The organism is Rathayibacter sp. AY1F4, assembly GCF_002931775.1.
In the GTDB taxonomy this organism is placed as follows: domain Bacteria; phylum Actinomycetota; class Actinomycetes; order Actinomycetales; family Microbacteriaceae; genus Rathayibacter.
Map to the genome: position 1 here is coordinate 86,040 of NZ_PSVE01000002.1, position 21,972 is coordinate 108,011.

Here is a 21,972-nt window from a genome sequence, read left to right on the forward strand (position 1 = left end):
CTACTTCTTTCCGGCTTGCTTCTTGGAGCGGTTCTTGCTCACGGGCTGCGTGCGCTGCACGGCCTTCTTCTCGACGAGGGTGACGTCGCCGGCGGCCGTGGTCTCCTCGACCAGTTTGCCCTTGCGGCGCAGGCGCTCCTCGCGGGCCTTGGCGGCCTCGCTGCCCGGGGTCGGCATGTTCCGGATGACGATGAACTGCTGGATCATCGTCCAGATGTTCGAGGTCAGCCAGTAGAACATGACGCCGAGGGGGAAGGCGAAGCCCGAGAAGGCGAAGACGAGGGGGAGGATGTAGAGCAGGATCCGCTGCTGCTTGAACGTCGGCGAGGCCTTCGCCTCGGGCGACATGTTCTTCGAGACGATCTGCAGCTGCGTGATGAACTGCGACGCGGTCATCAGGACGACCATGATCACCGCGATGATGATGACCGGCTCCTGGCCGCCCTCGGCGAGTGCGCCCTGGATCGACTGGTGCAGCGGTGCGACGCCGAAGAGGTTCGCCTCGCCGAACTGGCGGGCGAGCGTCTCGTCGAGCGGGCCCACGCCCTTCTGGCTGTGCTGCGCCGCGTTCAGCACCGAGAACAGGCTGAAGAAGATCGGCATCTGGATCAGCAGGGGCAGGCAGGAGGCGAGCGGGTTGGTGCCCGTCTTCTTGTAGAGCTCCATGGTCTCGCGGGACATCGCCTCGCGGGACAGCTGGTCGCGCTTGCCCTTGTACTTGTCCTGGATCTTCTTGAGCTGGGGTGCGACCTCGAGCATCCGGCGCTGGCTCTTGATCTGCTTGACGAAGATCGGGATGAGCGCGGCGCGGATGACGATGACCAGGCCGACGATCGAGAGGACCCAGGTGATTCCCGCGGCCGCCTCCATGCCGGTGAAGGTCAGCAGCTGGTGGAAGGCGACGAGGAGCAGCTCGACCACCCACTTGAGGGGCCAGAGGATCGTGCCGAGGAGGTCCATGGAGTGGGGTCAGTCCTTTCGAGGGCCCACGACGAACCCGGCTCGCGTCACGGCGAAGCGGGTCCGGCCGGAAGCCGGTCGGTGCAGGGGGATCGAGGTCGGGACGTCGTCGATGCCGCCGGCCGCCCACGGGTGGCAGCGGAGCAGACGGCGGGCCGCGAGGACGGAGCCGAGGACGAGCCCGTGGAGCTGGACCGCCTGCAGCGCGTACGCGGAGCACGAGGGGTAGTAACGGCAGACGTCCCCGTAGAGAGGGGACACGACCGCCCGGTAGACGATCAGGAGCAGGACGCCGATGTTCCGCGGCAACAGGAGGATCGCCCACCCGAGCCGGGCGAACGGCGCCTCGCGGCGGGGGAGCACGGCGGTCACGAGGACGCCCCGCTCTTCCGCGCGGCTCGCGCCATCGCGGACCACACCTCGGAGCGCAGCTCCGACCAGGGGGCGTCGGCGCTGCCGGGCAGCGCGCGGACGACGACCTGGGTGCCGGGGTCGATCTCGGGGACGAGCTCGAACGCCACGGCCTTGAGCCGGCGGCGGACGGTGTTGCGCGTCACCGCGGTGCCGACCGTCTTGGCGACGATGAACCCGAACCGCGCCGGATCGCCCGCGGAGGACCGGCGGACATACGTGACGGTGTGCGGTCCTGTGGACCGCACACCGCGACGGACGACTGTCCGGTACTCGCCTCCGTGGACGATGCGATTGGCTCTGGCCAGCACCGCTGGTCGGTACCGCTCGCTGCTAGGCGGAGAGCTCGGTGCGCCCCTTGGCGCGGCGCGCGCTGAGGATGCCGCGGCCGGCACGGGTGCGCATGCGCAGACGGAAGCCGTGCACCTTGGCGCGACGACGGTTGTTCGGCTGGAAGGTTCGCTTGCTCATAATCAGATCTCCACGTACGTGTTCCGCGGCGCGAACCGGCACCACCCGCTCGGGCGGAGACTCGGATCCTCCGGGAAGAAGGGGTGCCCGGCTGCGGAATCCGCCCGGCCTGCGAGGGCCGCACGGACGACACCGGGCAGGCGTCAACTGACTTAAACTACGGCCTCTTCCGCCACCGGTCAAATGTGGACGGCGCGAAACCTCGATCATGCACACGGGACACGGGGTTCCGCGCATTGACACGCGGGTGTCGCTGTGGTGGATTTGTCTCCTGTCGGCTCCGTTCGTTACGGTGTTGAGCCGCAGTTATCCACAGGTGGGATCCGCGTCCTCCCGCGCCCGCACAGGCATCGCTCGAGGCCGGTGGACAACCCTGTGGAGAGAGCGGCACTCGAGACCCGGCTCCGCGCCCGGTCCGCGACGCCCCTGCAGCGGGCGGCGACGGGTCCGGCGGAGACGGCGATCCCGCAGCGACTTCACAGCGACAGCACCCAGGACCGGAGACAGATGGCAGACGACACGTCGATGGTCGACGCGTGGAACGTGATCCTCGGCGCACTGTCCCAGGACGAGCGGATCACCGCTCCCCTCTACGGGTTCGTCTCGCTCGTGGAGCCCAAGGGCATCATGGCGGGCACCTTCTACCTGGAGGTCCCGAACGAGTTCACCCGCGGGATGCTCGAGCAGCGCGTGCGCGTGCCCCTGCTCAGCGCGATCGGGACGCTCGACGACTCCTTCGGCGTCACGACGTTCGCCTTCGTGGTGAACCCCGACATCGAGCACGAGCCCCTCAGCTCCCCGTCGTCGCAGGAGTCGATGAACCCGTTCGAGCCGATCACCGCCTCCTCAGCGACGGTCGCGCCGACCCGCGGGGTCGAGGAGCTGCGGACCGTGCCGGCGACCGACACCCGCCTGAACCCGAAGTACAGCTTCGACAACTTCGTCATCGGAGGCTCCAACCGGTTCGCGCACGCCGCGGCCGTCGCCGTCGCCGAGGCTCCCGCCAAGGCCTACAACCCGCTCTTCGTCTACGGCGACTCCGGGCTCGGCAAGACGCACCTCCTCCACGCCATCGGCCACTACGCGATGAGCCTCTACCCGGGGATCCGCGTGCGGTACGTCTCGAGCGAGGAGTTCACCAACGACTTCATCAACTCGATCGCGAACAACCGGGGCAACGCCTTCCACGGCCGCTACCGCAACGTCGACATCCTCCTGATCGACGACATCCAGTTCCTGCAGGGGAAGGCGGAGACGCAGGAGGCGTTCTTCCACACCTTCAACCAGCTGCACGACCACAACAAGCAGGTCGTGATCACGTCCGATCTGCCGCCGAAGGCCCTGACCGGCTTCGAGGACCGGATGCGCTCGCGCTTCGAGTGGGGCCTCATCACCGATGTGCAGGCTCCCGACCTCGAGACCCGCATCGCGATCCTCCGCAAGAAGGCGGTCAGCGAGAAGCTGCTCGTGCCCGACGACATCCTCGAGTTCATGGCGTCGAAGGTGTCGAGCAACATCCGCGAGCTCGAGGGGACGCTCATCCGCGTCACCGCGTTCGCGAGCCTGAACCGGACGCCGGTCGACATGTCGCTCGTGCAGACCGTGCTCAAGGACCTGATCACGCTCGACGAGGACAACGTCATCTCGCCGGTCGACATCATCAACCACACGGCGGACTACTTCAAGCTCACGGTCGACGACCTCTACGGCTCGTCGCGCTCGCAGGCCGTCGCCACCGCGCGCCAGATCGCCATGTACCTGTGCCGCGAGCTGACGAACCTCTCGCTGCCCAAGATCGGCCAGCTGTTCGGCAACCGCGACCACACCACGGTCATGTACGCGAACAAGAAGATCTCGGAGCTCATGAAGGAGCGCCGCAGCATCTACAACCAGGTCACCGAGCTGACCACCCGTATCAAGACGAACCGCTAGCCGGCAGTCGTACGGTCCCCGGGACCGCCTGTCCCGGGTGGCGTGCCCCGGGGTCCATCGGCGTCCGTGCGCGGTGGTCGGGTAGTCGCTCCCCTCTCTTCGTGTGAGGGGAGGCGACGGGGATCGCGGCGCGAGCAGCAGGGCGTCCGTGTCGGCGCGCGTCGAGATCAGGCGAAGGCGCTGGCGGGGGTCTCGATACGGCTCGCTGGGGCTACTCGACCAGCATGGACCGAACGTGCTCAGGGGGTCAGGGTGAGCGGCTGAGCAGCCGGCGCGCGATCGGACGGTGTTGATCCGCCGTGCGACGGCTTGGAGAGCAACGCAGGGGAGTGGGAGCGCGCATCGTCTTCCGCGCCGCTCGGACGGGCGCGAGTCGCGTTCGACGGCCTCCGTCGTGACCGGAGAAGTCGTCGACGGACTCCTCCGACCCGCCTCGCGCGCCTCGGACACGCCGCCTCGCGCGCCTGGGAGGGCCGATTTCCACAGTGTGAGGAACCTGTGGATAACTGTGGACAACCGCCTCGGGGCTGTGCGCCGGAAGAGCCCGCCTGTGGAGAGGGACCGGTCGGCTCGGATCGCTCCACAGGGCGTCCACGGGCCCGCTCACACTCCCTCCACAGGGGCGGGTCCCTCCGATCCCACCCAGGAGTAGGGGTCCGAAGCGTTTTCCACAGTTTCCACACGTGTTAACACTGTTAACGCAGTTCTCTCTTTAATGAAGCCTCGACCGGCAACCTCTCCACAGCGGCTCGGGAGTGCTCGGCGGTCCACCCCCTTCCGAGCTCGTCGAGCCCGGCGGGTACGATGGGCGACGGTCTTCGTCCGCGACTCGTCAGGGGTGTACTCGTGAGGTTCCAAGCCAACCGCGATGTCTTCAGCGAGGCGGTGTCCTTCGCGGTCAAGCTGCTTCCGCAGCGCACGACCCTGCCGATCCTCTCCGGAGTCCTCATCGAGGCGACCGCCGAGGGTCTGACGCTGTCCTCCTTCGACTACGAGGTGTCCGCGCAGACGCAGATCGCGGCCGATGTGGAGGAGACGGGGACCGTGCTCGTCTCGGGACGTCTGCTCGCCGACATCGCGAACCGCCTCCCCAACGCTCCCGTGCGCATCGCCACGGAGGAGTCGCGCGTCTCGGTCTCGGCCGGCTCGGCGCACTTCACGCTCCTGCAGATGCCCGTGGAGGAGTACCCGAGCATCCCCGATATCGACGCCTCCACCGGCCTCGTCCCGGCCGACGCCTTCGCGGCCGCCGTCTCGCAGGTGGCGGTCGCCGCCTCCCGTGACGACGTGACCCCCGTCATCACCGGCGTGCAGCTCGAGATCACCGAGAACACGATCGGCCTCGTCGCGACGGACCGCTACCGCGTCGCCGTCCGCGAGATCGACTGGGACAACGGGGACAACCCCGCGCCCACCCAGCCGCTCACCGCCCTCGTGCCCGCGCGCACGCTGCAGGAGGTCGGCAAGACCTTCGGCCACTCCGGCACCGTCTCCGTCGCGATCACCAACCGCGACGAGCGCGAGCTGATCGCCTTCACCGCGGACCGCAAGACCGTCACCTCGCTGCTGATCAAGGGCAACTTCCCGCCCGTGAAGCGCCTCTTCCCCGCCTCCGTCGAGAACTACGCGGTCATGTCGACCAGCGACCTCATCGAGGCCACCCGCCGCGTCTCGCTCGTCCTCGAGCGAGAGGCGGCCCTCCGCTTCAGCTTCAGCAGCGACGGCCTCACCCTCGAGGCCATCGGCTCGGAGCAGGCGCAGGCGTCCGAGAGCATCGACGCGATCGTGACCGGCGACGACGTGGTCGTCTCGCTCAAGCCGCAGTTCCTGCTCGACGGCCTCGCCGCCGTCCACTCGGAGTTCGTGCGCATCGCGTTCACGAAGACCGAGAACCCCAACAAGCCCGGCCCCGTCCTGATCACCGCGCAGACCTCGCGGGAGCAGCCCGGCAGCGACAGCTACCGCTACCTGCTCCAGCCCAACCTGCTGCTGCGCTGACCACTCCCCGGATCGCAGAGCCGCGACCGCCCCGCTCCCGACGAGCGCCCGCCCGCCGGACAACGAATCCAGGAAGGTTCACCATGCACATCGGACTCGTCGGCCTCGGCAAGATGGGCGACAACATGCGCTCCCGCCTCCGCTCCAAGGGGCTCGAGGTCACCGGCTACGACCGCAACCCCGACGTCTCGGACGCGGCCTCTCTCGACGAGATGATCGCCGCACTCCCCTCGCCCCGCATCGTCTGGGTGATGGTGCCGGCCGGCGAGATCACCGACGCGGTCGTCAAGGACCTGTCGGAGAAGCTCAGCGAGGGCGACCTCGTCATCGACGGCGGCAACTCCCGCTTCACCGAGGACTTCAAGCACGACGCGCTGCTGAAGCCCAAGGGCATCCACTACATCGACGCGGGCGTCTCCGGCGGCGTCTGGGGACTCCAGAACGGCTACGGCCTGATGGTCGGCGGCCCGAAGGAGCTCGTCGAGTACGCCATGCCCGTCTTCGACGCGCTGCGCCCGGAGGGCCCCCGCGAGGAGGGCTTCGTCCACGTCGGCGAGGTCGGCGCCGGCCACTACGCGAAGATGGTCCACAACGGCATCGAGTACGCCCTCATGCAGGCGTTCGCCGAGGGCTACGAGCTCCTCGAGACCCGCAGCGACATCATCAAGGACGTCACCGGCACCTTCAAGGCATGGCAGCGCGGCACGGTCGTGCGCTCCTGGCTGCTCGAGCTCCTCGTCCGCGCCCTCGAGCAGGACCCGGACTTCAAGAACATCGAGGGCTACGTGCAGGACTCGGGCGAGGGCCGCTGGACCATCGAGGAGGCCATCAACAACGCCGTCCCGGTGCCCACGATCAGCGCCTCGATCTTCGCCCGCTTCGTCTCCCGCCAGGAGGACTCCCCCGCGATGAAGGCCGTCGCAGCGCTCCGCAACCAGTTCGGCGGGCACTCCGTCAAGGCCGTCGACTGAGTCGGCTGGTGAGGACTGCCTCCGGCAGTCCTCACGGCGGTCGGCTTCCGGAGGGGGGCGCGTTCCGCAGGGCCGGTGACGGACGGCGGACTGCGGCCCGCCGCCCCCGTGAGGCAGGGATGCTCTCACGGGGGCGGCGGGCCTCCGGCCGCCTCTACCTTGCTACCGACGTCGGGCGGCGAGCCTTCGGCCGCCTCTACCTTGCTACCGACGTCGGGCGGCGAGCCTTCGGCCGCCTTCACGGGCGGGGACGGGGCGCCGCCGATCATGGTGAGCGAGTAGTGGCCCCGGAGGGGAGTACCGGGATCCGCGTCCCGGACGGTTCCGCCGCCGTGCCGGTCGAGTAGCCCGCAGGGGTGTGTCGAGACCGGGGCGCAGGCCTGGCCGGCAGGGGGAGAGCGGATCGCAGGCGCCGGGGCGGCCGGACCGGACCGATCGAGACGGGCGAGTAGCCCGCAGGGGTGCAGGGAAGGCCCGCGACGACGGGTGGAGGAGAGGAGCGCGACGTGCAGGTGACGCAGCTGGCGCTCAGCGACTTCCGGAACTACGAGTCGGTCGACGTCGAGCTCGTGCCCGGACCGAACCTCTTCGTCGGCCGCAACGGCCAGGGCAAGACGAACCTCGTCGAATCGCTCGGCTACCTCTCCACCCTGGGCTCGCACCGCGTGTCGAGCGACCAGGCGCTCATCCGTGCCGGCCGGGACAGCGCCGTGGTGCGCGCCCGCCTCCGCAACGGCGAGCGCGACCTGCTGGCCGAGGTGCAGATCAACCGCTCCTCCCCCAACCGCGCGCAGATCAACCGCGGTGGGATCAAGCCGCGCGAGCTCCCCCGCTTCTTCTCCAGCGTCCTCTTCGCCCCGGAGGACCTCCTCCTCATCCGCGGCGACCCGTCGGCCCGCCGCCGCTTCCTCGACCAGCTGGTGATCCTCCGCTCCCCGCGGATGAGCGCCGTCCAGGCCGACTACGAGCGGGTGCTGCGCCAGCGCAACTCGCTGCTCAAGTCCGCACGGGCGAGCGGCGTCCGCGACCCCTCGAAGCTCGGGACCCTCGACATCTGGGACGAGCGCCTGATCGCGCTCGGGACCGAGATCATGCAGTCGCGCCTCACCCTGGTGGAGGAGCTGAGCGGACCGGTGCGCGCCGCGTACGAGGCGGTCGCCGGTGCCGACCAGCGTCCGGTGCTCCGCTCCCGCCTGAGCATCGAGGGCGCGGTCGACGACGACGGCGAGCCCGTGGACCAGCCGGGCGCCGCGTCACCGGCGGCGGGCGAGGGACTGGCGGAGGCGTTCGCGTCCGCGCTGGCCGGGGTGCGACGCCGCGAGCTCGACCGGGGCGTCTCCCTCGTCGGCCCGCACCGCGACGACGTGCAGTTCGAGCTGAACGCGCTGCCGGCCAAGGGCTACGCCAGCCACGGCGAGAGCTGGTCGTTCGCCCTGGCGCTGAAGCTGGGCGCTGCGGAGCTGCTCCGGCGCGACTCCCCCATGGGCGATCCGGTGCTGATGCTCGATGACGTCTTCGCCGAGCTGGACGCGCGCCGGCGCGAGCGCCTCGCCTCGGTGGTCGCCGACTACGAGCAGGTCCTGATCACCGCGGCCGTCTTCGACGACGTCCCGGAGGCGCTGGCCGCGCACACCGTGCGGATCGAGGCCGGCCGGATCGTCGGCACGGGCGCCGCCGCCGCGCCGATCGCCGTGCCGGAGCCGATCGCTCCCGACTCCGCCTCGTCCGATCCGGTGTCCTCCGACTCCCCTCCTCCCGGTCCCGAGTCCTCCCACTCCTCTTCTCCCGATCCGGTCTCGTCCGACTCCCCTTCTCCTGGTGTCGTCTCCTCCGCCGCGGCCTCCTCCTCGGAGACCGCGTTCCCAGCGCCGGCGTCCACAGATCCCGCGTCCCCAGAGCCGCCCGCCCCGTCGGAGCCGTCCGATGGCTGACTCCCCCCGCCGCGGAGCCCCCGCACCCGACTCCGAGGCCGCCCGCGTCTACCGCCACCTCAAGGAGGTGTTCGGCGCCGACGGCCCGCGCCGCATCCGGAAGACCGTCGAGCGTGCCGAGCCCAAGGGCGACGCGATCCCGTTCGGCAAGGGCCGCGACCCGCACGACCTCGGCGACGTCCTCGACTCCCTCACCGTGAAGCTCGGCTGGACGGCGCCGCTGGCGCAGGGCGACCTGATGTCGTCGTGGACGGCGATCGCCGGCGAGGAGACCGCGAAGCACTCGACTCCGGTGGGCGTCGTCGACGGCGTGCTGACGGTCGCGTGCGAGTCCACGGCGTGGTCGACGCAGCTCCGGCTGATGCGGATCGAGATCATGAACCACATCGCGGTGAACTTCCCCGACGCGGGCATCGCGTCGATCCGTTTCCAGGGCCCGGACGTCCCGAACTGGAAAAAGGGTCCCAGGTCGATTCCAGGGCGTGGTCCGCGCGACACCTACGGCTGAGGACGCATTTTCGGTCGACCGCCGATCTTTCGCGCCTCAGATCGCCGTCCAGCGCTTCGGATCGACCCGGCACGCGGTAGAATGGAGGGCCGCCGAACCGCAGTGACGCCGCCGCGCGGGCGATCTCCAGATCACCGTGCGCGTCGCGACGGACCGTCAGAGGAGAACTCCACAGCTATGACTCACGAGCCGAACGACTCCACGTCACCCGCAGCGAACGACCTGGACGCGAACGGCTCAGCAGCCCCCTCCGCTCCGCACGAGAGCATGTCGACCAAGTCGTCCGGCGACTACGGCGCGAACCAGATCCAGGTCCTCGAGGGCCTCGAGGCGGTCCGCAAGCGCCCCGGCATGTACATCGGATCCACGGGTCCGCGCGGTCTGCACCACCTGGTCTACGAGATCGTCGACAACGCCGTCGACGAGGCGCTCGCGGGCTACTGCGACAACATCGAGATCCTGATGCGCGCCGACGGAGGCGTCACCGTCTCCGACAACGGCCGCGGCATCCCGGTCGACATGCACCCGACCGAGGGCATCTCCACGGTCGAGCTGGTCCTCACCGTGCTGCACGCCGGCGGCAAGTTCGGCGGCGGCGGCTACGCGGTCTCCGGCGGCCTGCACGGCGTCGGCTCCTCCGTGGTCAACGCGCTCTCGACGCGCCTCGACGTCGAGGTCAAGCGCCAGGGCGCCGTGTACCGGATGAGCTTCACCGACGGAGTGCCGGACGCCCCGCTCGAGAAGGGCGAGGCCAGCGACGAGACCGGCACGACGATCACCTTCTGGCCCAACGCCGGCATCTTCGAGACGGTCGAGTTCGACTACGAGACCCTGCGCGCGCGCTTCCAGCAGATGGCGTTCCTCAACAAGGGCCTGCGCATCGCGCTGACCGACCAGAACGAGGTCGAGTTCGAGGGGGAGGGCGAGAACGAGACCGAGGGCGACCGGACCGACGTCTTCCACTACGAGAAGGGCCTCGTCGACTACGTCGAGTACATCAACTCGCTGAAGAAGTCGGACCTCGTGCACTCCGAGATCATCGACTTCGAGTCCGAGGACACCGAGCGCCGCATCTCGCTCGAGGTCGCGATGCAGTGGACCACGGCCTACACCGAGAGCGTCCACACCTACGCGAACACCATCAACACCCACGAGGGCGGCACCCACGAGGAGGGCTTCCGCGCCGCGCTGACCACTCTGGTCAACCGCTACGCGCGCGCGAACAACCTGCTCAAGGAGAAGGACGAGAACCTCTCGGGCGACGACATCCGCGAGGGCCTCACCGCCGTCGTGTCGATCAAGCTCGGCGAGCCGCAGTTCGAGGGCCAGACCAAGACGAAGCTCGGCAACACCGAGGCGAAGGCGTTCGTGCAGCGCGTGGCCGGCGAGCAGCTGGCCGACTGGTTCGACCGCAACCCGAGCCAGGCCAAGGACATCATCCGCAAGGCGATCCAGGCGGCCTCGGCCCGCATGGCGGCGCGCAAGGCGCGCGAGACCGCCCGCCGCAAGGGCCTGCTCGAGGGCGGCGGCATGCCGGGCAAGCTCAAGGACTGCCAGTCCAAGGACCCGTCGATCTCCGAGATCTTCATCGTCGAGGGCGACTCGGCGGGCGGATCCGCGGTGCAGGGCCGCAACCCCGAGACGCAGGCGATCCTCCCCCTCCGCGGCAAGATCCTCAACGTCGAGAAGGCGCGGCTCGACCGCGCTCTCGGCAACAACGAGGTCCAGGCGATGATCACGGCGTTCGGCGCCGGCATCGGCGAGGACTTCAACCCCGACAAGGCGCGGTACCACAAGATCATCCTGATGGCCGACGCCGACGTCGACGGCCAGCACATCACGACGCTGCTGCTGACGCTCCTGTTCCGCTACATGCGCCCGCTGATCGACCTCGGCTACGTGTACCTCGCGCAGCCGCCGCTGTACCGCCTCAAGTGGTCGAACTCCCCGCACGAGTACGTCTACAGCGACCGCGAGCGCGACGCACTGATCGCGCACGGCTCGGCGACCAACAAGCGCATGCCCAAGGAGAACGGCATCCAGCGCTACAAGGGCCTCGGCGAGATGGACTACAAGGAGCTGTGGGAGACCACGATGGACCCCGCCACGCGGACCCTCCTCCAGGTCACGCTCGACGACGCGGCCGCGGCCGACGAGATCTTCTCCACCCTCATGGGCGAGGACGTCGAGTCCCGCCGCTCCTTCATCCAGAAGAATGCGAAGGATGTCCGCTTCCTCGACATCTAGTGGTCGAGGAAGCGGACGTCCTTCGAGAGGCGGCGGCCGGGCGGTCCAGCGGTCCGCCCTCGCGACCACCTCGAACACGTGACGGCGGCCCTCGATGGGCCGCATCCTCGACCAGAACGCGACAGAGGCCCTCACCGGCCCGCACACCGACGACACACCTGACACCCAGCGCGACCGCCGCCCCCGCTCCTCCGGGGCACGGACCCACCTGAGAGACCAGAGACCATGGCAGAAGAACCCACCACCCCCACCGGCCCGGACGAGAGCGACGACATCGTCACCGAGACCGGTGTGGTGATCCACGGTCACGACAAGATCGAGCCGGTCGACCTGCAGCTCGAGATGCAGCGCTCCTACCTCGACTACGCGATGAGCGTCATCGTCGGGCGCGCCCTGCCGGAGGTGCGCGACGGCCTGAAGCCCGTGCACCGGCGCGTGATCTACGCCATGTACGACGGCGGCTACCGTCCCGACAAGGCGTTCTCGAAGTGCTCGCGCGTCGTCGGCGACGTGATGGGCCAGTTCCACCCGCACGGCGACTCCGCGATCTACGACGCGCTGGTCCGCCTGGTGCAGCCGTGGAGCCTCCGCTACCCGCTCGCGCTCGGTCAGGGAAACTTCGGCTCCCCCGGCAACGACGGCGCGGCCGCCCCCCGGTACACCGAGACCAAGATGGCGCCGCTCGCGCTCGAGATGGTCCGCGACATCGACAAGAACACCGTCGACTTCCAGGACAACTACGACGGCCGCACGCGCGAGCCGGCGATCCTGCCGGCCCGGTTCCCGAACCTGCTCGTCAACGGCTCCGTCGGCATCGCGGTCGGCATGGCGACCAACATCCCGCCGCACAACCTGCGCGAGGTCGCCGCCGGCGCCAAGTGGGCGCTCGAGAACCCCGACGCGACGCGCGAGGAGCTCCTCGAGGCGCTGCTGCAGCGGATCAAGGGACCCGACTTCCCCACCGGTGCGCAGATCCTCGGCGTCCGCGGCATCCAGGACGCGTACCGCACCGGCCGCGGCTCCATCACGATGCGCGCCGTCGTCTCCATCGAGGAGATCCAGGGCCGCACCTGCCTCGTCGTCACCGAGCTGCCGTACCAGGTGAACCCGGACAACCTGGCGATCAAGATCGCCGAGCTGGTCAAGGACGGGCGCGTCTCGGGCATCGCCGACATCCGCGACGAGACCTCCGGTCGCACCGGCCAGCGCCTCGTCGTCGTCCTCAAGCGCGACGCCGTGGCGAAGGTGGTGCTGAACAACCTCTACAAGCACACGCCGCTGCAGGAGAACTTCGGCGCGAACATGCTCGCGATCGTCGACGGCATCCCGCGCACGCTCTCGCTCGACGGCTTCATCCGCGCGTGGGTCGACCACCAGGTCGAGGTCATCGTGCGCCGCACCCAGTACCTCCTCGATGAGGCGGAGGCGCGGATCCACATCCTGCGCGGCTACCTCAAGGCGCTCGACGCGCTCGACGAGGTCATCGCCCTCATCCGCCGCTCCCCCACCGTGGAGGAGGCGCGCGACGGCCTGATGGAGCTGCTCGACATCGACGAGGTGCAGTCCCGCGCCATCCTCGACATGCAGCTGCGCCGCCTCGCGGCCCTCGAGCGCCAGAAGATCATCGACGAGCACGACCGGATCCAGGCCGAGATCGAGGACTACAAGTCGATCCTCGCGAGCCCCGAGCGCCAGCGCACGATCATCTCGGACGAGCTCGACGAGATCGTCGACCGCTTCGGCGACGACCGCCGCACCGAGATCCTCTTCGGGTTCGACGGCGACATGAGCGTCGAGGACCTGATCCCCGAGGAGGAGATGGTCGTCACCGTCACCCGCGGCGGCTACCTCAAGCGCACCCGGAGCGACTCCTACCGGGCCCAGCACCGCGGCGGCCGCGGCGTGCGCGGCGCGCAGCTGAAGGCCGACGACATCGTCGAGCACTTCTTCGTCACCACCACTCACCACTGGCTGCTGTTCTTCACGAACACCGGCCGCGTGTACCGCGCCAAGACCTACGAGCTGCAGGAGGCCGGCCGCGACGCCAAGGGCCAGCACATCGCGAACCTGCTCGCGCTCGAGCCGGGGGAGCAGATCGCGCAGATCCTCGACATCCGCGACTACGAGGCGGCCCGCTACCTCGTGCTCGCCACGCGCGACGGCCTCGTGAAGAAGACGGCCCTCTCGGAGTACGACACGAACCGCTCCGGCGGCATCATCGCGATCAAGCTGCGCGACGGCGACGAGCTCGTCTCGGCGCTCCTGGTCGAGGAGGACAGCGACGTGCTGCTGGTCTCCCGCAAGGGCATGTCGATCCGCTTCACCGCGTCGGACGAGGCGCTGCGTCCGATGGGCCGCTCCACCTCCGGAGTCCGCGGCATGTCGTTCCGCGGGGAGGACCGCCTCCTCGACGCGAACGTCGTCAGCGACGAGGGCTTCGTGTTCGTGGTCACCGAGGGCGGCTACGCCAAGCGCACCGCCGTCGACCAGTACCGCCTCCAGGGACGAGGCGGGCTGGGCATCAAGGTGGCCAAGCTGGAGGAGAAGCGCGGCGACCTCGTGGGCGCCATCATCACCGGAGAGGACGACGAGGTGCTCGTCGTGCTCGCCAGCGGCAAGGTGGTACGCTCTGCGGTGGCCGAGGTACCGGCCAAGGGTCGCGACACCATGGGAGTCGTCTTCGCACGATTCGCTGAGGACGACCGCATCATCGCACTCGCCAAGAACACCGAACGCAATCTCGACGCCCAGGACGAGGATCCCGACGCCGCGGCGCCGGCCGAGTCCGCTCCGGTGTCGGAGGAGGATGGGTCCGTAGATGAGTAGCACCGTCGCCGAGAAGCTCGCCAGGAAGTCCGCGAAGAGCCCGGCGGCGAAGCAGGTCCGCCTGAAGCTCGTCTACGTCGACTTCTGGTCGGCCGTGAAGCTCTCGTTCCTGCTGGGCCTGACGCTCGCGATCATCACGATCGTCGTCGTCTACCTGGTCTACACGGTCCTGGCCCAGACGGGCGTGTTCGACGAGGTCAACGGCCTCGTGCAGGACATCGCCGGCGCGGAGGCGTTCGACCTCAACACGATCATCTCGCTGCCGCAGGTCATGGGCTTCGCGATCGTCGTCGCGGTGCTGAACACCATCGTCACCACCGCGCTCGGCGCGATCGTGGCGCTGCTGTACAACCTCAGCGTCAAGATCACCGGCGGCCTCCTGGTGGGCTTCACCAACCAGTAGGGCGCATGGTCCGGCCGATTGGGATTCCTGCTCGATGTCGGGTAGAGTCTCCTCTGGCCATTCCGGGGGTATAGCTCAGGCGGTTAGAGCGCTTCACTGATAATGAAGAGGTCCCAGGTTCAAGTCCTGGTACCCCCACCCGGTCCGAACGGCCCGTCACCTCGCGGTGGCGGGCCGTTCGACTCTCGGAGACGGATCGCCCCGTCTCCGGCCCGGGGCCTTAGCTCAGTTGGTAGAGCGCCTGCTTTGCAAGCAGGATGTCAGGAGTTCGAATCTCCTAGGCTCCACACTTCCTCCCCTCTCGCGGGCGCTCCCCCTTCGCCGGCCCTTCCGGTCCACCGTCCGCCATCCGGGGTGGTCCCGCGTGTCGGCACTTCCGTCGGCGCGATCGCCGGAGGGCTCTCCTGTCGCCCGTCGTGCGGTCCCGCGATCGAGGTCGCCGCTCGGACGGCCGAGCCGCCCGCTCAGCGGTCCACGCAGGCGAGGCCGAGGAACTGCTGGACCGAGAGGGTCTCGGACGTGCCGTCGCGGATGTCGCCGACGATGATCTCGCCGACGGAGAGCGTGTCGAACTGCTCGGCCGTGAAGACGACCGGGCGGGCGAGCACGGAGCGGTCGGTCGCGTAGGCGCCCAGCGCGAGGTCGACGCCGAGCGGGAACCGCTCGATCACCGTGTCGGCCGGCCAGACCGTGGATCCGGAGAGGTCGGTCGCGCCCAGCTGCGTGACCGGTGACGGGGAGACCCAGCGGGTGACCCTCCGCAGCCCGTCGCCGATGGTCAGGGGGGCGGAGTCGGAGGCGGCGAGGTCGAGGCCGTCGACGGACCCCGAGCACACGACGACGACGCCGAGGACCTCGCCCCGCTCGCCGCCCCGTCCGAGCCCGACCGCGGCCGTGGTCACCGGCTCCTCGGAGGCGCACCCCGAGAGCGCCAGGCCGCCGAGCAGCACGACGGTGCTCGCGAGCGCGGCGCGACGGTGCATGGGTCCTCCCGCGGCCACCCTACGCGGGCAGGGCGAGGGCCAGAGCGGCGAGAGCCTGCGGGAGGGAGGGGGCGCCCTCCGCTCGGAAGACCACCTCTCCGGCCGTGTCCCGCACGACGACCGTGGGGGTCGAGCGGATGCCGGCGGCCTCGGCCTCGACGGGGTGGAAGGCCACGTCGCGCTCGCGGATCTCGGCGGCGGGGACGAGCTCCGCGGCGCGCTCCAGCACCGAGCGCGCGGCATGGCAGGCGCCGCAGAAGGCGGAGGTGTAGAGCTCGACGATCACGACGAAGGGAACACCGGGGCGCGGCCGGGGATTCCCGGGCACCGTCAGCGGAGGAGCCAGGCCTCGTTCATGGTGAGGGCCGCGTCGACGAGCTCGACGCGCTCCAGCTCCTCGACGTCGCTCAGGGGGAACCAGGCGGCGGCGTCCGTGGAGCCGTCCACCTCGTGCGTGAGCTCGCCGCCCACGATGCGGGCGCGGTAGACGACGCGGATGGCGTGCAGGGGGCCGGCCTCGGGATCGCTGCGGCGGTGCGCGGGGATCACGTGCGAGTCCACGCCGATGAGGGCCTCGAGCTCGGCACGGTAGCCCGTCTCCTCGAAGATCTCGCGGACCGCGGCGTCGGCGGGCGACTCGCCCTCGTCGATCCCGCCGCCCGGAAGCGTCCAGGCCGACCACGGTTCCTGGCTCCAGTGCGCGAGCAGCATCCGCTCACCGTCGATGATCACGCCGTACGCGGCGACCCGGATGTCCACCGCAGAAGCCTAACCCGGGCATGCGAAGGAGCCGGACCCCCTGAGGGACCCGGCTCCAGCGACGAGAACGTCAGGAAGCGGTCGAGGCCGCGTTCTGCGCGGCGCTCTGCGGCTCGTCCTCGGCGACCCACAGCTCGTCGTCGGCGCGGAACGTCTGCCAGACGGCGTAGCCGATGCCGCCGACCGCGACCAGCGCGGCGCCGATCGCGAAGACCGTGCCGACCTTGCTCTTCTTCTTCGGGGGAGTGGTGAGCTCCTCCCAGCGCGCCTTCGAGATCTCGGCGAGCTTCGCGCGGTTCTTCGAGTCCTTGGCGGCCTCGAAGGCGGCGGCGGCCGTGCCGCCCACAGCGGCGAAGGTCGGGACGACCTTGTGCTTGTAGGCGTTGCGGGCCGAGGAGTAGGTGCCCTCGACGGCCGAGACGCCGTTGTCGTAGACCGGCTTGACGCGCGAGTCGTACGTGTCCTTCACGAAGGGGACGAGCTCCTTCTTGGCGTACTTCGACGCGTGGCGGCGGCTCTTCTCGAGCACGGAGGCCGCGTGCGCCAGCACCTCCTGCTGCTCGCCCCAGACCGCCTCGGCGTTCTTGCGAAGACGCTTGAGGTCCTTCTTGTGCTTACGTGACAGACCCATGTTGGTCCTCCATCGGCTACGAGCAGCGAACGCCTCAATACTGCCACTCATCGATCCGCGTCCGCATCGCGCACCCAGCGCATTGACACCGGGCGTTGCAGGGGCCTACAGACGCGCTGTGCGAGAATCCGAGCATGCCTTTGCACACCGCAGTCGCGACGTTCCACACCAACAAGGGCGACATCGTCGTCAACCTCTACGGGAACCACGCTCCCAAGACGGTCCGCAACTTCGTCGGTCTCGCGACCGGCGACATCGAGTGGACCCACCCCGCCACGGGCGCGAAGACGAAGGAGCCGCTCTACAACGGCACCGTCTTCCACCGCATCATCCCCGACTTCATGCTCCAGGGCGGCGACCCGCTCGGCCAGGGCATCGGCGGCCCGGGGTACCAGTTCGACGACGAGATCAACTCGGAGCTCGACTTCACCCAGCCCTACATCCTCGCGATGGCGAACGCCGGCAAGCAGGCGGGCCGCGGCACCAACGGCTCGCAGTTCTTCATCACCGTGGCGCCGACCACCTGGCTCCAGGGCAAGCACACCATCTTCGGCGCCGTCGCCGACGAGGAGTCGAAGAAGCTCGTGCAGTCGCTCTCGGCGGTCCCCACCGACGGCCGTGACAAGCCGCTCGAGGACGTCGTGATCGAGAGCGTCGAGATCACCGAGGTCTGATCGCCTCATCCACCACTCATTCGAGGGCCGGGTCCGTCAGGGCCCGGCCCTCGTTCTCCCCGGAGGCACGTCCGTGACCCAGGTCCCGCCGAGCAGCACCTACTCCTGCTACCGACACCCCGACCGGCAGAGCTTCGTGCGCTGCCAGCGGTGCGGCCGCACCATCTGCGGCGAGTGCCAGACGCCCGCTCCGGTCGGCGTGATCTGCCCGGACGACATGGCGCAGCAGCGCGCCACCGCGCCGCGCACCCGCGGTCCCCTCCTCTCCCGCGTGCGGGCCATGACCCGCGCCGACCAGCCGACGGTGACCTACGCGATCATCGCGCTCTGCATCGTGCTGTGGATCGTCGAGATCCTCCCCTTCGTCGGCGGGCCGGCGGTCAACGCGCTCCTGTACGCCCCCGCCTACACGCTCCCCGGCTTCGGCGCCGGCTTCGAGCCGTGGCGGATGCTCACCTCGGTGTTCCTCCACAGCACGTCGCTCTTCATCGTCATCCCGTTCCACCTGGTGCTGAACATGTACACGCTGTGGGTGTTCGGCATGGTGCTCGAGCGGATGCTGGGCCGCGGGCGCTACCTCACCCTCTTCCTCCTGAGCGGTTTCGCCGGGTCGGTGGGCGTCCTGCTCCTCGCGAACCCGCTGACCCCGGTGATCGGCGCCTCCGGTGCGATCTTCGGGCTGATGGGCGCGTACCTGGTGATCCTCCGGCATCTGGGCGGTCAGGCGTCGCAGCTGCTGGTGCTGGTCGGACTGAACCTCGTCATCGGCTTCCTGCCCGGGATGAACGTGGCGTGGCAGGCGCATGTCGGCGGTCTGGTGGCCGGCGCGCTCATCGGGCTGGTCTTCACGAAGACCCGGCAGCGCGCCCAGCGCCGCACGCAGAACCTCCTCGTCGGGCTCATCGGAGTCGGACTGGTGGCGATCACCGCGGGCGCCTACGTCCTCGGCTGATCCCGTCCCCTTCCGCAGCGGCGGGTCCGGCAGTGCCTCGCGCACTCCCGGGCCCGCCGCTTCGTCGTTCCCGCGGCGACCGTCTCCACCGCTGTCCACAGGTGCTCTCAACAGGTGGGGAGGAAGTTATCCACAGAGTTGTTAACACTGGGGAGAACGTTCCGGGTGTCCTCCTCGGGAGGACGATCCGGGGACGGCGGCGCGTCCGAGGACCGGCGGACTGGTGCGGATCGGGGCCCTCCTCGCCTTGAGCAGGCCAGCGCGGAGGGGACCGCGGAGTTCTCCACAGGAGATTCCACAGCTGGGGATAATTACAGCGGTGTAGTTCTCCGGCGGACGGCCACCAGGGCCGTCGCCTCACGGTCGTCGTCGCGGTGCAGCGAGGTGGCGAACCCGGCCGCCTGGAACGCGGAGGCACTCGCCGCAGCCTGATCCGCGCCGACCTCGATCACGACGACGCCGTGCGGTGCGAGCCACGCCCGCGCCTCCTGAGCGATGCGGCGGTGCAGGGCGAGCCCGTCCGACCCGCCGTCGAGCGTGAGCATCGGCTCGTGCACCCGGGCCTCCGGCGGCATGAGCGCGATCGCCGCGGTGGGGACGTAGGGGGCGTTGACGACGACGACGTCGATCCGCCCGCGCTCACTCCGGGGGAGAGCGTCGAAGAGGTCGCCCTCGTGGACGTCGGCGCGGCCTGCGAGCGTGCGGCGCGCGCAGGCGACGGCGGCGGGGGAGAGGTCGGCCGCGAGCAGGCGGACGTCCGGCCGCTCCTCCGAGATCGACCGGGCGAGGGCGCCGGATCCGCAGCAGAGGTCGAGCACTACGGCGCCGTCCGGGAGGACTTCCAGGGCGCAGTCGACCAGCCACTCGGTGCGGACCCGGGGCACGAAGACGCCGGGTGCGACGGGGACGCGCAGGCCGCGGAAGGCGACCCAGCCGAGGATGTGCTCGAGGGGCTCGCCCGTCTCGCGGCGGCGGAGCAGCAGCTCGAGGTCGGAGGAGGAGCCGGCGGCCTCCTCGAGCAGGCCCGCCTCCTCCTCGGCGAAGACGCAGCCGGCGGCGCGCAGACGCTCCACCGACGACGAACGCCCCGTCGGCGGACCGGACGGGGCGTCGTTCACAACGGGGGGAGGCTCAGCGCCAGCGCGTCGTCATCAGGAAGCCGATGAACGCGATGCCGAAGCCGATCAGGATGTTGAGGTTGCCGAGATCGGGGATCGGCAGGGTGCCCTGGCTCACGTAGAAGACGATGATCCAGGCGAGTCCGAGCAGCATGAAGCCGAACATCACCGGCTTGAACCAGACCGGATTCGGTGCGTTCTCGCCGGTCCGGGCCTCGTCGCGCTCGGGCTTCGGGCTCTTCGTCGCTCGTGCCATGCCGACCACTGTACCGGGCGGAGGCTCCGGGCCGGGAGCGCCGGGGCTGCACGGGTGCTGTGCGGACTCGCGGAGCGGCCGGTGCGGGCGCTCGAGTGGTCCCCTCGGCCCTCCTCAGGCGGCGACTCGGGAGGGCTCTCCACAGGTCCGGATCGTGCGCCACAGCCGGTCACGGCTCGCGCCTAGACTCGTCGCATGACCGCCCAGAACCCCGACGGGGCGGCTCTGCGGCCGCGAGCGAAGCGACGGAGGGCCCGCCCGGTCCGACGACTCTCGTTCTTCGGAGTCGTCGGCGAGCTCCTGATGACCGCCGGCGTCCTGGTCCTGCTCTTCCTGGCCTGGCAGCTCTGGTGGAACGACGCGGTGATCGCGGGCCGGCAGACGACGCAGGCCGCGGAGCTCCGCGAGACCTGGAGCGACTCCTCGCCGGCACCGCAGCCGACCGAGGCCGCCCCGGCGGAGCCGGTCGTCGCGTCGGCCGCCGCCCTCGACACCTCCTTCGGCAACCTCTACATCCCCCGCTACGGCGAGGGGTGGGTGCGCACGATCGCCGAGGGCATCGACGCCGAGAACGTGCTCGACGAGGGGAGCATCGGCCACTACCCCGGGACGCAGATGCCCGGCCAGGCCGGCAACTTCGCGCTCGCCGCGCACCGCAGCGCGTACGGCGGAGGCATGCACCTGATCGACGAGCTCCAGCTCGGCGACCCGATCTACATCGAGACGGCGGACGGCTGGTACACCTACCGCTTCCGCAACCTCGAGTACGTCCAGCCCTCCGACGTCCAGGTGATCGACCCCGTCCCGTGGACTCCGGACGCGGCTCCGACCGACCGCCTGATCACGCTGACGAGCTGCAACCCGCTCTACTCGACGGCCGAGCGGATCATCGCGTACGGCGTCTTCGACTCGTTCCAGCCGCGGTCCGCGGGGGCCCCCGCCGAGATCGCCGCCTCGCTGGCTCAGGAGGGCTGACCGTGTACGCAGCGCTGTGGCGGCTCCTGCCCGGGCCGTGGTGGGTCCGGCTCCTGATCGTCCTCGTCCTCGTCGCGGCGGTCCTGGTGGCGCTCGACGAGTGGGTGTTCCCCTGGGTGCAGTCTCTCGTGCTCGACCGGAACGTGACCGTCGGCTCGTGACCGCCGGCGCGGCCCCGCGGATCCTGGTCGTCGACCACCACGACAGCTTCGTCTTCACGCTCGTCTCGTACCTCCGCGAGCTCGGTGCCGAGGTCGACGTGGTCGAGGGCGACGACCTCGGGAGGGCGGCGCTCCTGGCTCGCGCGGAGGAGGCGGACGGGGTTCTGGTCTCACCGGGGCCGGGTCGCCCCGAGGACGTCCCCGCGTCGACGGCGCTCGTGCAGCGGGCGGAGGCGACCGGGCGGCCGCTGCTCGGAGTCTGCCTCGGCCACCAGGTGCTCGCCCATGCTCTCGGCGCCCGCGTCACGGAGGCGCCGGAGCTGCTGCACGGCCGGACGTCCGCGGTCCTCCACGACGGAGATCCGCTCTTCGACGGCCTGCCCTCCGGATTCGCCGCGATGCGGTACCACTCGCTCGCGGTCGACGGCGAGAGCCTTCCCGAGGAGCTGCGGGTGACGGCGCGGACACCGGAGGGAGTGGTCATGGCCGTCCGGCACCGGAGTGCTCCGCTCGTGGGCGTGCAGTTCCATCCGGAGTCGGTCCTCACCGAGGGCGGGCGGCGCCTTCTCGAGAACTGGCTGCGCGAGGTGAGGCCGGGCGGAGCGTCCGTATCGGCCGACGACACGCCCGGACTCTCGATCCCGGCTCGATGAGGCGGAATTCGCCGGGCTTATCGGGCTCGTTATCGAGTCGAGAGCATGGAGAATGATCAGCGACCACCGTCCCCCGAACGGGGATGCCGCCCTGAGCGCGTTCTCACGCAGAAATCCGCCATCTGACGGCTAAATGACGGCGGGCGGAGGAG

General features: G+C 69.8%; 22 protein-coding genes, 2 tRNA genes and 1 pseudogene. 15 read left to right on the plus strand and 10 right to left on the minus strand.

Annotated features, from left to right (window positions below; translation table 11 throughout):
* Genes yidC through rpmH form a run of 4 tightly spaced genes read right to left on the minus strand, consistent with a single transcriptional unit; the run spans position 1 to position 1,842 of the window.
* Positions 1-960: a membrane protein insertase YidC gene (gene yidC, locus C5C59_RS01350; RefSeq protein ID WP_104222681.1), complete on the minus strand. Its 960-nt coding sequence runs from the start codon at positions 958-960 to the stop codon at positions 1-3.
* A 9-nt stretch (positions 961-969) separates the two neighbouring features.
* Positions 970-1,323: a membrane protein insertion efficiency factor YidD gene (gene yidD, locus C5C59_RS01355; protein ID WP_244230695.1), complete on the minus strand. Its 354-nt coding sequence runs from the start codon at positions 1,321-1,323 to the stop codon at positions 970-972.
* A 5-nt stretch (positions 1,324-1,328) separates the two neighbouring features.
* Complete coding sequence (gene rnpA, locus C5C59_RS01360; protein WP_104222680.1) at positions 1,329-1,682, minus strand: ribonuclease P protein component; 354 nt, start codon at positions 1,680-1,682, stop codon at positions 1,329-1,331.
* Between the two features lie 22 nt (positions 1,683-1,704).
* Complete coding sequence (gene rpmH, locus C5C59_RS01365) at positions 1,705-1,842, minus strand: 50S ribosomal protein L34 (RefSeq protein WP_055784512.1); 138 nt, start codon at positions 1,840-1,842, stop codon at positions 1,705-1,707.
* 627 nt (positions 1,843-2,469) lie between these two features.
* Here rpmH and dnaA point away from each other — a divergent pair.
* From dnaA to C5C59_RS01415, 10 genes and pseudogenes are all read left to right on the plus strand, one after another.
* Complete coding sequence (gene dnaA, locus C5C59_RS01370) at positions 2,470-3,774, plus strand: chromosomal replication initiator protein DnaA (RefSeq protein WP_374952921.1); 1,305 nt, start codon at positions 2,470-2,472, stop codon at positions 3,772-3,774.
* An 846-nt stretch (positions 3,775-4,620) separates the two neighbouring features.
* Positions 4,621-5,772, plus strand: coding sequence for a DNA polymerase III subunit beta (dnaN, locus tag C5C59_RS01375; RefSeq protein ID WP_104237765.1), 1,152 nt, complete (start codon positions 4,621-4,623; stop codon positions 5,770-5,772).
* 83 nt (positions 5,773-5,855) lie between these two features.
* Positions 5,856-6,743 carry a phosphogluconate dehydrogenase (NAD(+)-dependent, decarboxylating) gene (gnd, locus tag C5C59_RS01380; protein ID WP_104222677.1) on the plus strand — a complete coding sequence of 296 codons (888 nt, stop codon included), beginning with the start codon at positions 5,856-5,858 and terminating at the stop codon, positions 6,741-6,743.
* A 506-nt stretch (positions 6,744-7,249) separates the two neighbouring features.
* Positions 7,250-8,410 (plus strand): annotated as a pseudogene (gene recF / locus C5C59_RS01385) (DNA replication/repair protein RecF); the annotation flags it as partial.
* 256 nt (positions 8,411-8,666) lie between these two features.
* The gene (locus tag C5C59_RS01390; protein ID WP_104237766.1) at positions 8,667-9,182 is read left to right on the plus strand and encodes a DUF721 domain-containing protein; all 516 of its coding nucleotides are present in this window, start codon (positions 8,667-8,669) and stop codon (positions 9,180-9,182) included.
* 267 nt (positions 9,183-9,449) lie between these two features.
* On the plus strand, positions 9,450-11,429 hold the full coding sequence (gene gyrB / locus C5C59_RS01395; RefSeq protein WP_208543372.1) for a DNA topoisomerase (ATP-hydrolyzing) subunit B: 1,980 nt from the start codon (positions 9,450-9,452) through the stop codon (positions 11,427-11,429).
* 225 nt (positions 11,430-11,654) lie between these two features.
* Positions 11,655-14,255, plus strand: coding sequence for a DNA gyrase subunit A (gyrA, locus tag C5C59_RS01400; protein ID WP_104222674.1), 2,601 nt, complete (start codon positions 11,655-11,657; stop codon positions 14,253-14,255).
* Complete coding sequence (locus tag C5C59_RS01405) at positions 14,248-14,658, plus strand: DUF3566 domain-containing protein (protein WP_104222673.1); 411 nt, start codon at positions 14,248-14,250, stop codon at positions 14,656-14,658. The genes gyrA and C5C59_RS01405 overlap by 8 nt, the downstream gene beginning before the upstream one ends.
* 64 nt (positions 14,659-14,722) lie before the next feature.
* Positions 14,723-14,796: transfer RNA gene (locus C5C59_RS01410), tRNA-Ile, on the plus strand.
* 76 nt (positions 14,797-14,872) lie between these two features.
* A tRNA-Ala gene (locus tag C5C59_RS01415) sits at positions 14,873-14,945 on the plus strand.
* A 177-nt stretch (positions 14,946-15,122) separates the two neighbouring features.
* Here C5C59_RS01415 and C5C59_RS01420 read toward each other — a convergent pair.
* From C5C59_RS01420 to C5C59_RS01435, 4 genes are all read right to left on the minus strand, one after another.
* Positions 15,123-15,641: a hypothetical protein gene (locus tag C5C59_RS01420; RefSeq protein ID WP_104237767.1), complete on the minus strand. Its 519-nt coding sequence runs from the start codon at positions 15,639-15,641 to the stop codon at positions 15,123-15,125.
* A gap of 19 nt (positions 15,642-15,660) precedes the next feature.
* Positions 15,661-15,927 carry a thioredoxin family protein gene (locus C5C59_RS01425; RefSeq protein WP_104222728.1) on the minus strand — a complete coding sequence of 89 codons (267 nt, stop codon included), beginning with the start codon at positions 15,925-15,927 and terminating at the stop codon, positions 15,661-15,663.
* 44 nt (positions 15,928-15,971) lie between these two features.
* The gene (locus C5C59_RS01430; protein ID WP_104237768.1) at positions 15,972-16,400 is read right to left on the minus strand and encodes an NUDIX hydrolase; all 429 of its coding nucleotides are present in this window, start codon (positions 16,398-16,400) and stop codon (positions 15,972-15,974) included.
* Between the two features lie 70 nt (positions 16,401-16,470).
* Positions 16,471-17,031 (minus strand): hypothetical protein, encoded by a 561-nt coding sequence (locus C5C59_RS01435; protein ID WP_104232995.1) that lies wholly within the window; start codon positions 17,029-17,031, stop codon positions 16,471-16,473.
* Between the two features lie 134 nt (positions 17,032-17,165).
* Here C5C59_RS01435 and C5C59_RS01440 point away from each other — a divergent pair, with 134 nt between their 5' ends.
* Both C5C59_RS01440 and C5C59_RS01445 read left to right on the plus strand, forming a co-directional pair.
* Complete coding sequence (locus C5C59_RS01440) at positions 17,166-17,705, plus strand: peptidylprolyl isomerase (protein ID WP_104222669.1); 540 nt, start codon at positions 17,166-17,168, stop codon at positions 17,703-17,705.
* Between the two features lie 73 nt (positions 17,706-17,778).
* Entirely contained in the window at positions 17,779-18,657 is an 879-nt protein-coding gene (locus C5C59_RS01445; protein ID WP_104222668.1) for a rhomboid family intramembrane serine protease, read from the plus strand.
* 311 nt (positions 18,658-18,968) lie between these two features.
* On the opposite strand, the gene C5C59_RS01450 is transcribed toward C5C59_RS01445, so the two are convergent.
* Positions 18,969-19,730 (minus strand): putative protein N(5)-glutamine methyltransferase, encoded by a 762-nt coding sequence (locus tag C5C59_RS01450; protein ID WP_104237769.1) that lies wholly within the window; start codon positions 19,728-19,730, stop codon positions 18,969-18,971.
* Positions 19,731-19,788: 58 nt separating this feature from the next.
* Positions 19,789-20,031, minus strand: coding sequence for a cell division protein CrgA (locus tag C5C59_RS01455; RefSeq protein WP_104222667.1), 243 nt, complete (start codon positions 20,029-20,031; stop codon positions 19,789-19,791).
* 195 nt (positions 20,032-20,226) lie between these two features.
* On the opposite strand from C5C59_RS01455, the gene C5C59_RS01460 reads away from it, so the two are divergent.
* The 3 genes from C5C59_RS01460 to C5C59_RS01465 are packed head-to-tail and all read left to right on the plus strand — an operon-like array spanning position 20,227 to position 21,820.
* On the plus strand, positions 20,227-21,006 hold the full coding sequence (locus C5C59_RS01460) for a class E sortase (RefSeq protein ID WP_104237770.1): 780 nt from the start codon (positions 20,227-20,229) through the stop codon (positions 21,004-21,006).
* 2 nt (positions 21,007-21,008) lie between these two features.
* Complete coding sequence (locus C5C59_RS17115; RefSeq protein ID WP_167299010.1) at positions 21,009-21,167, plus strand: hypothetical protein; 159 nt, start codon at positions 21,009-21,011, stop codon at positions 21,165-21,167.
* A complete protein-coding gene (locus C5C59_RS01465; protein ID WP_104237771.1) occupies positions 21,164-21,820 on the plus strand; it encodes an aminodeoxychorismate/anthranilate synthase component II in 657 nt (218 codons plus the stop codon). The genes C5C59_RS17115 and C5C59_RS01465 overlap by 4 nt, the downstream gene beginning before the upstream one ends.
* The last annotated feature ends 152 nt before the right edge of the window (positions 21,821-21,972 follow it).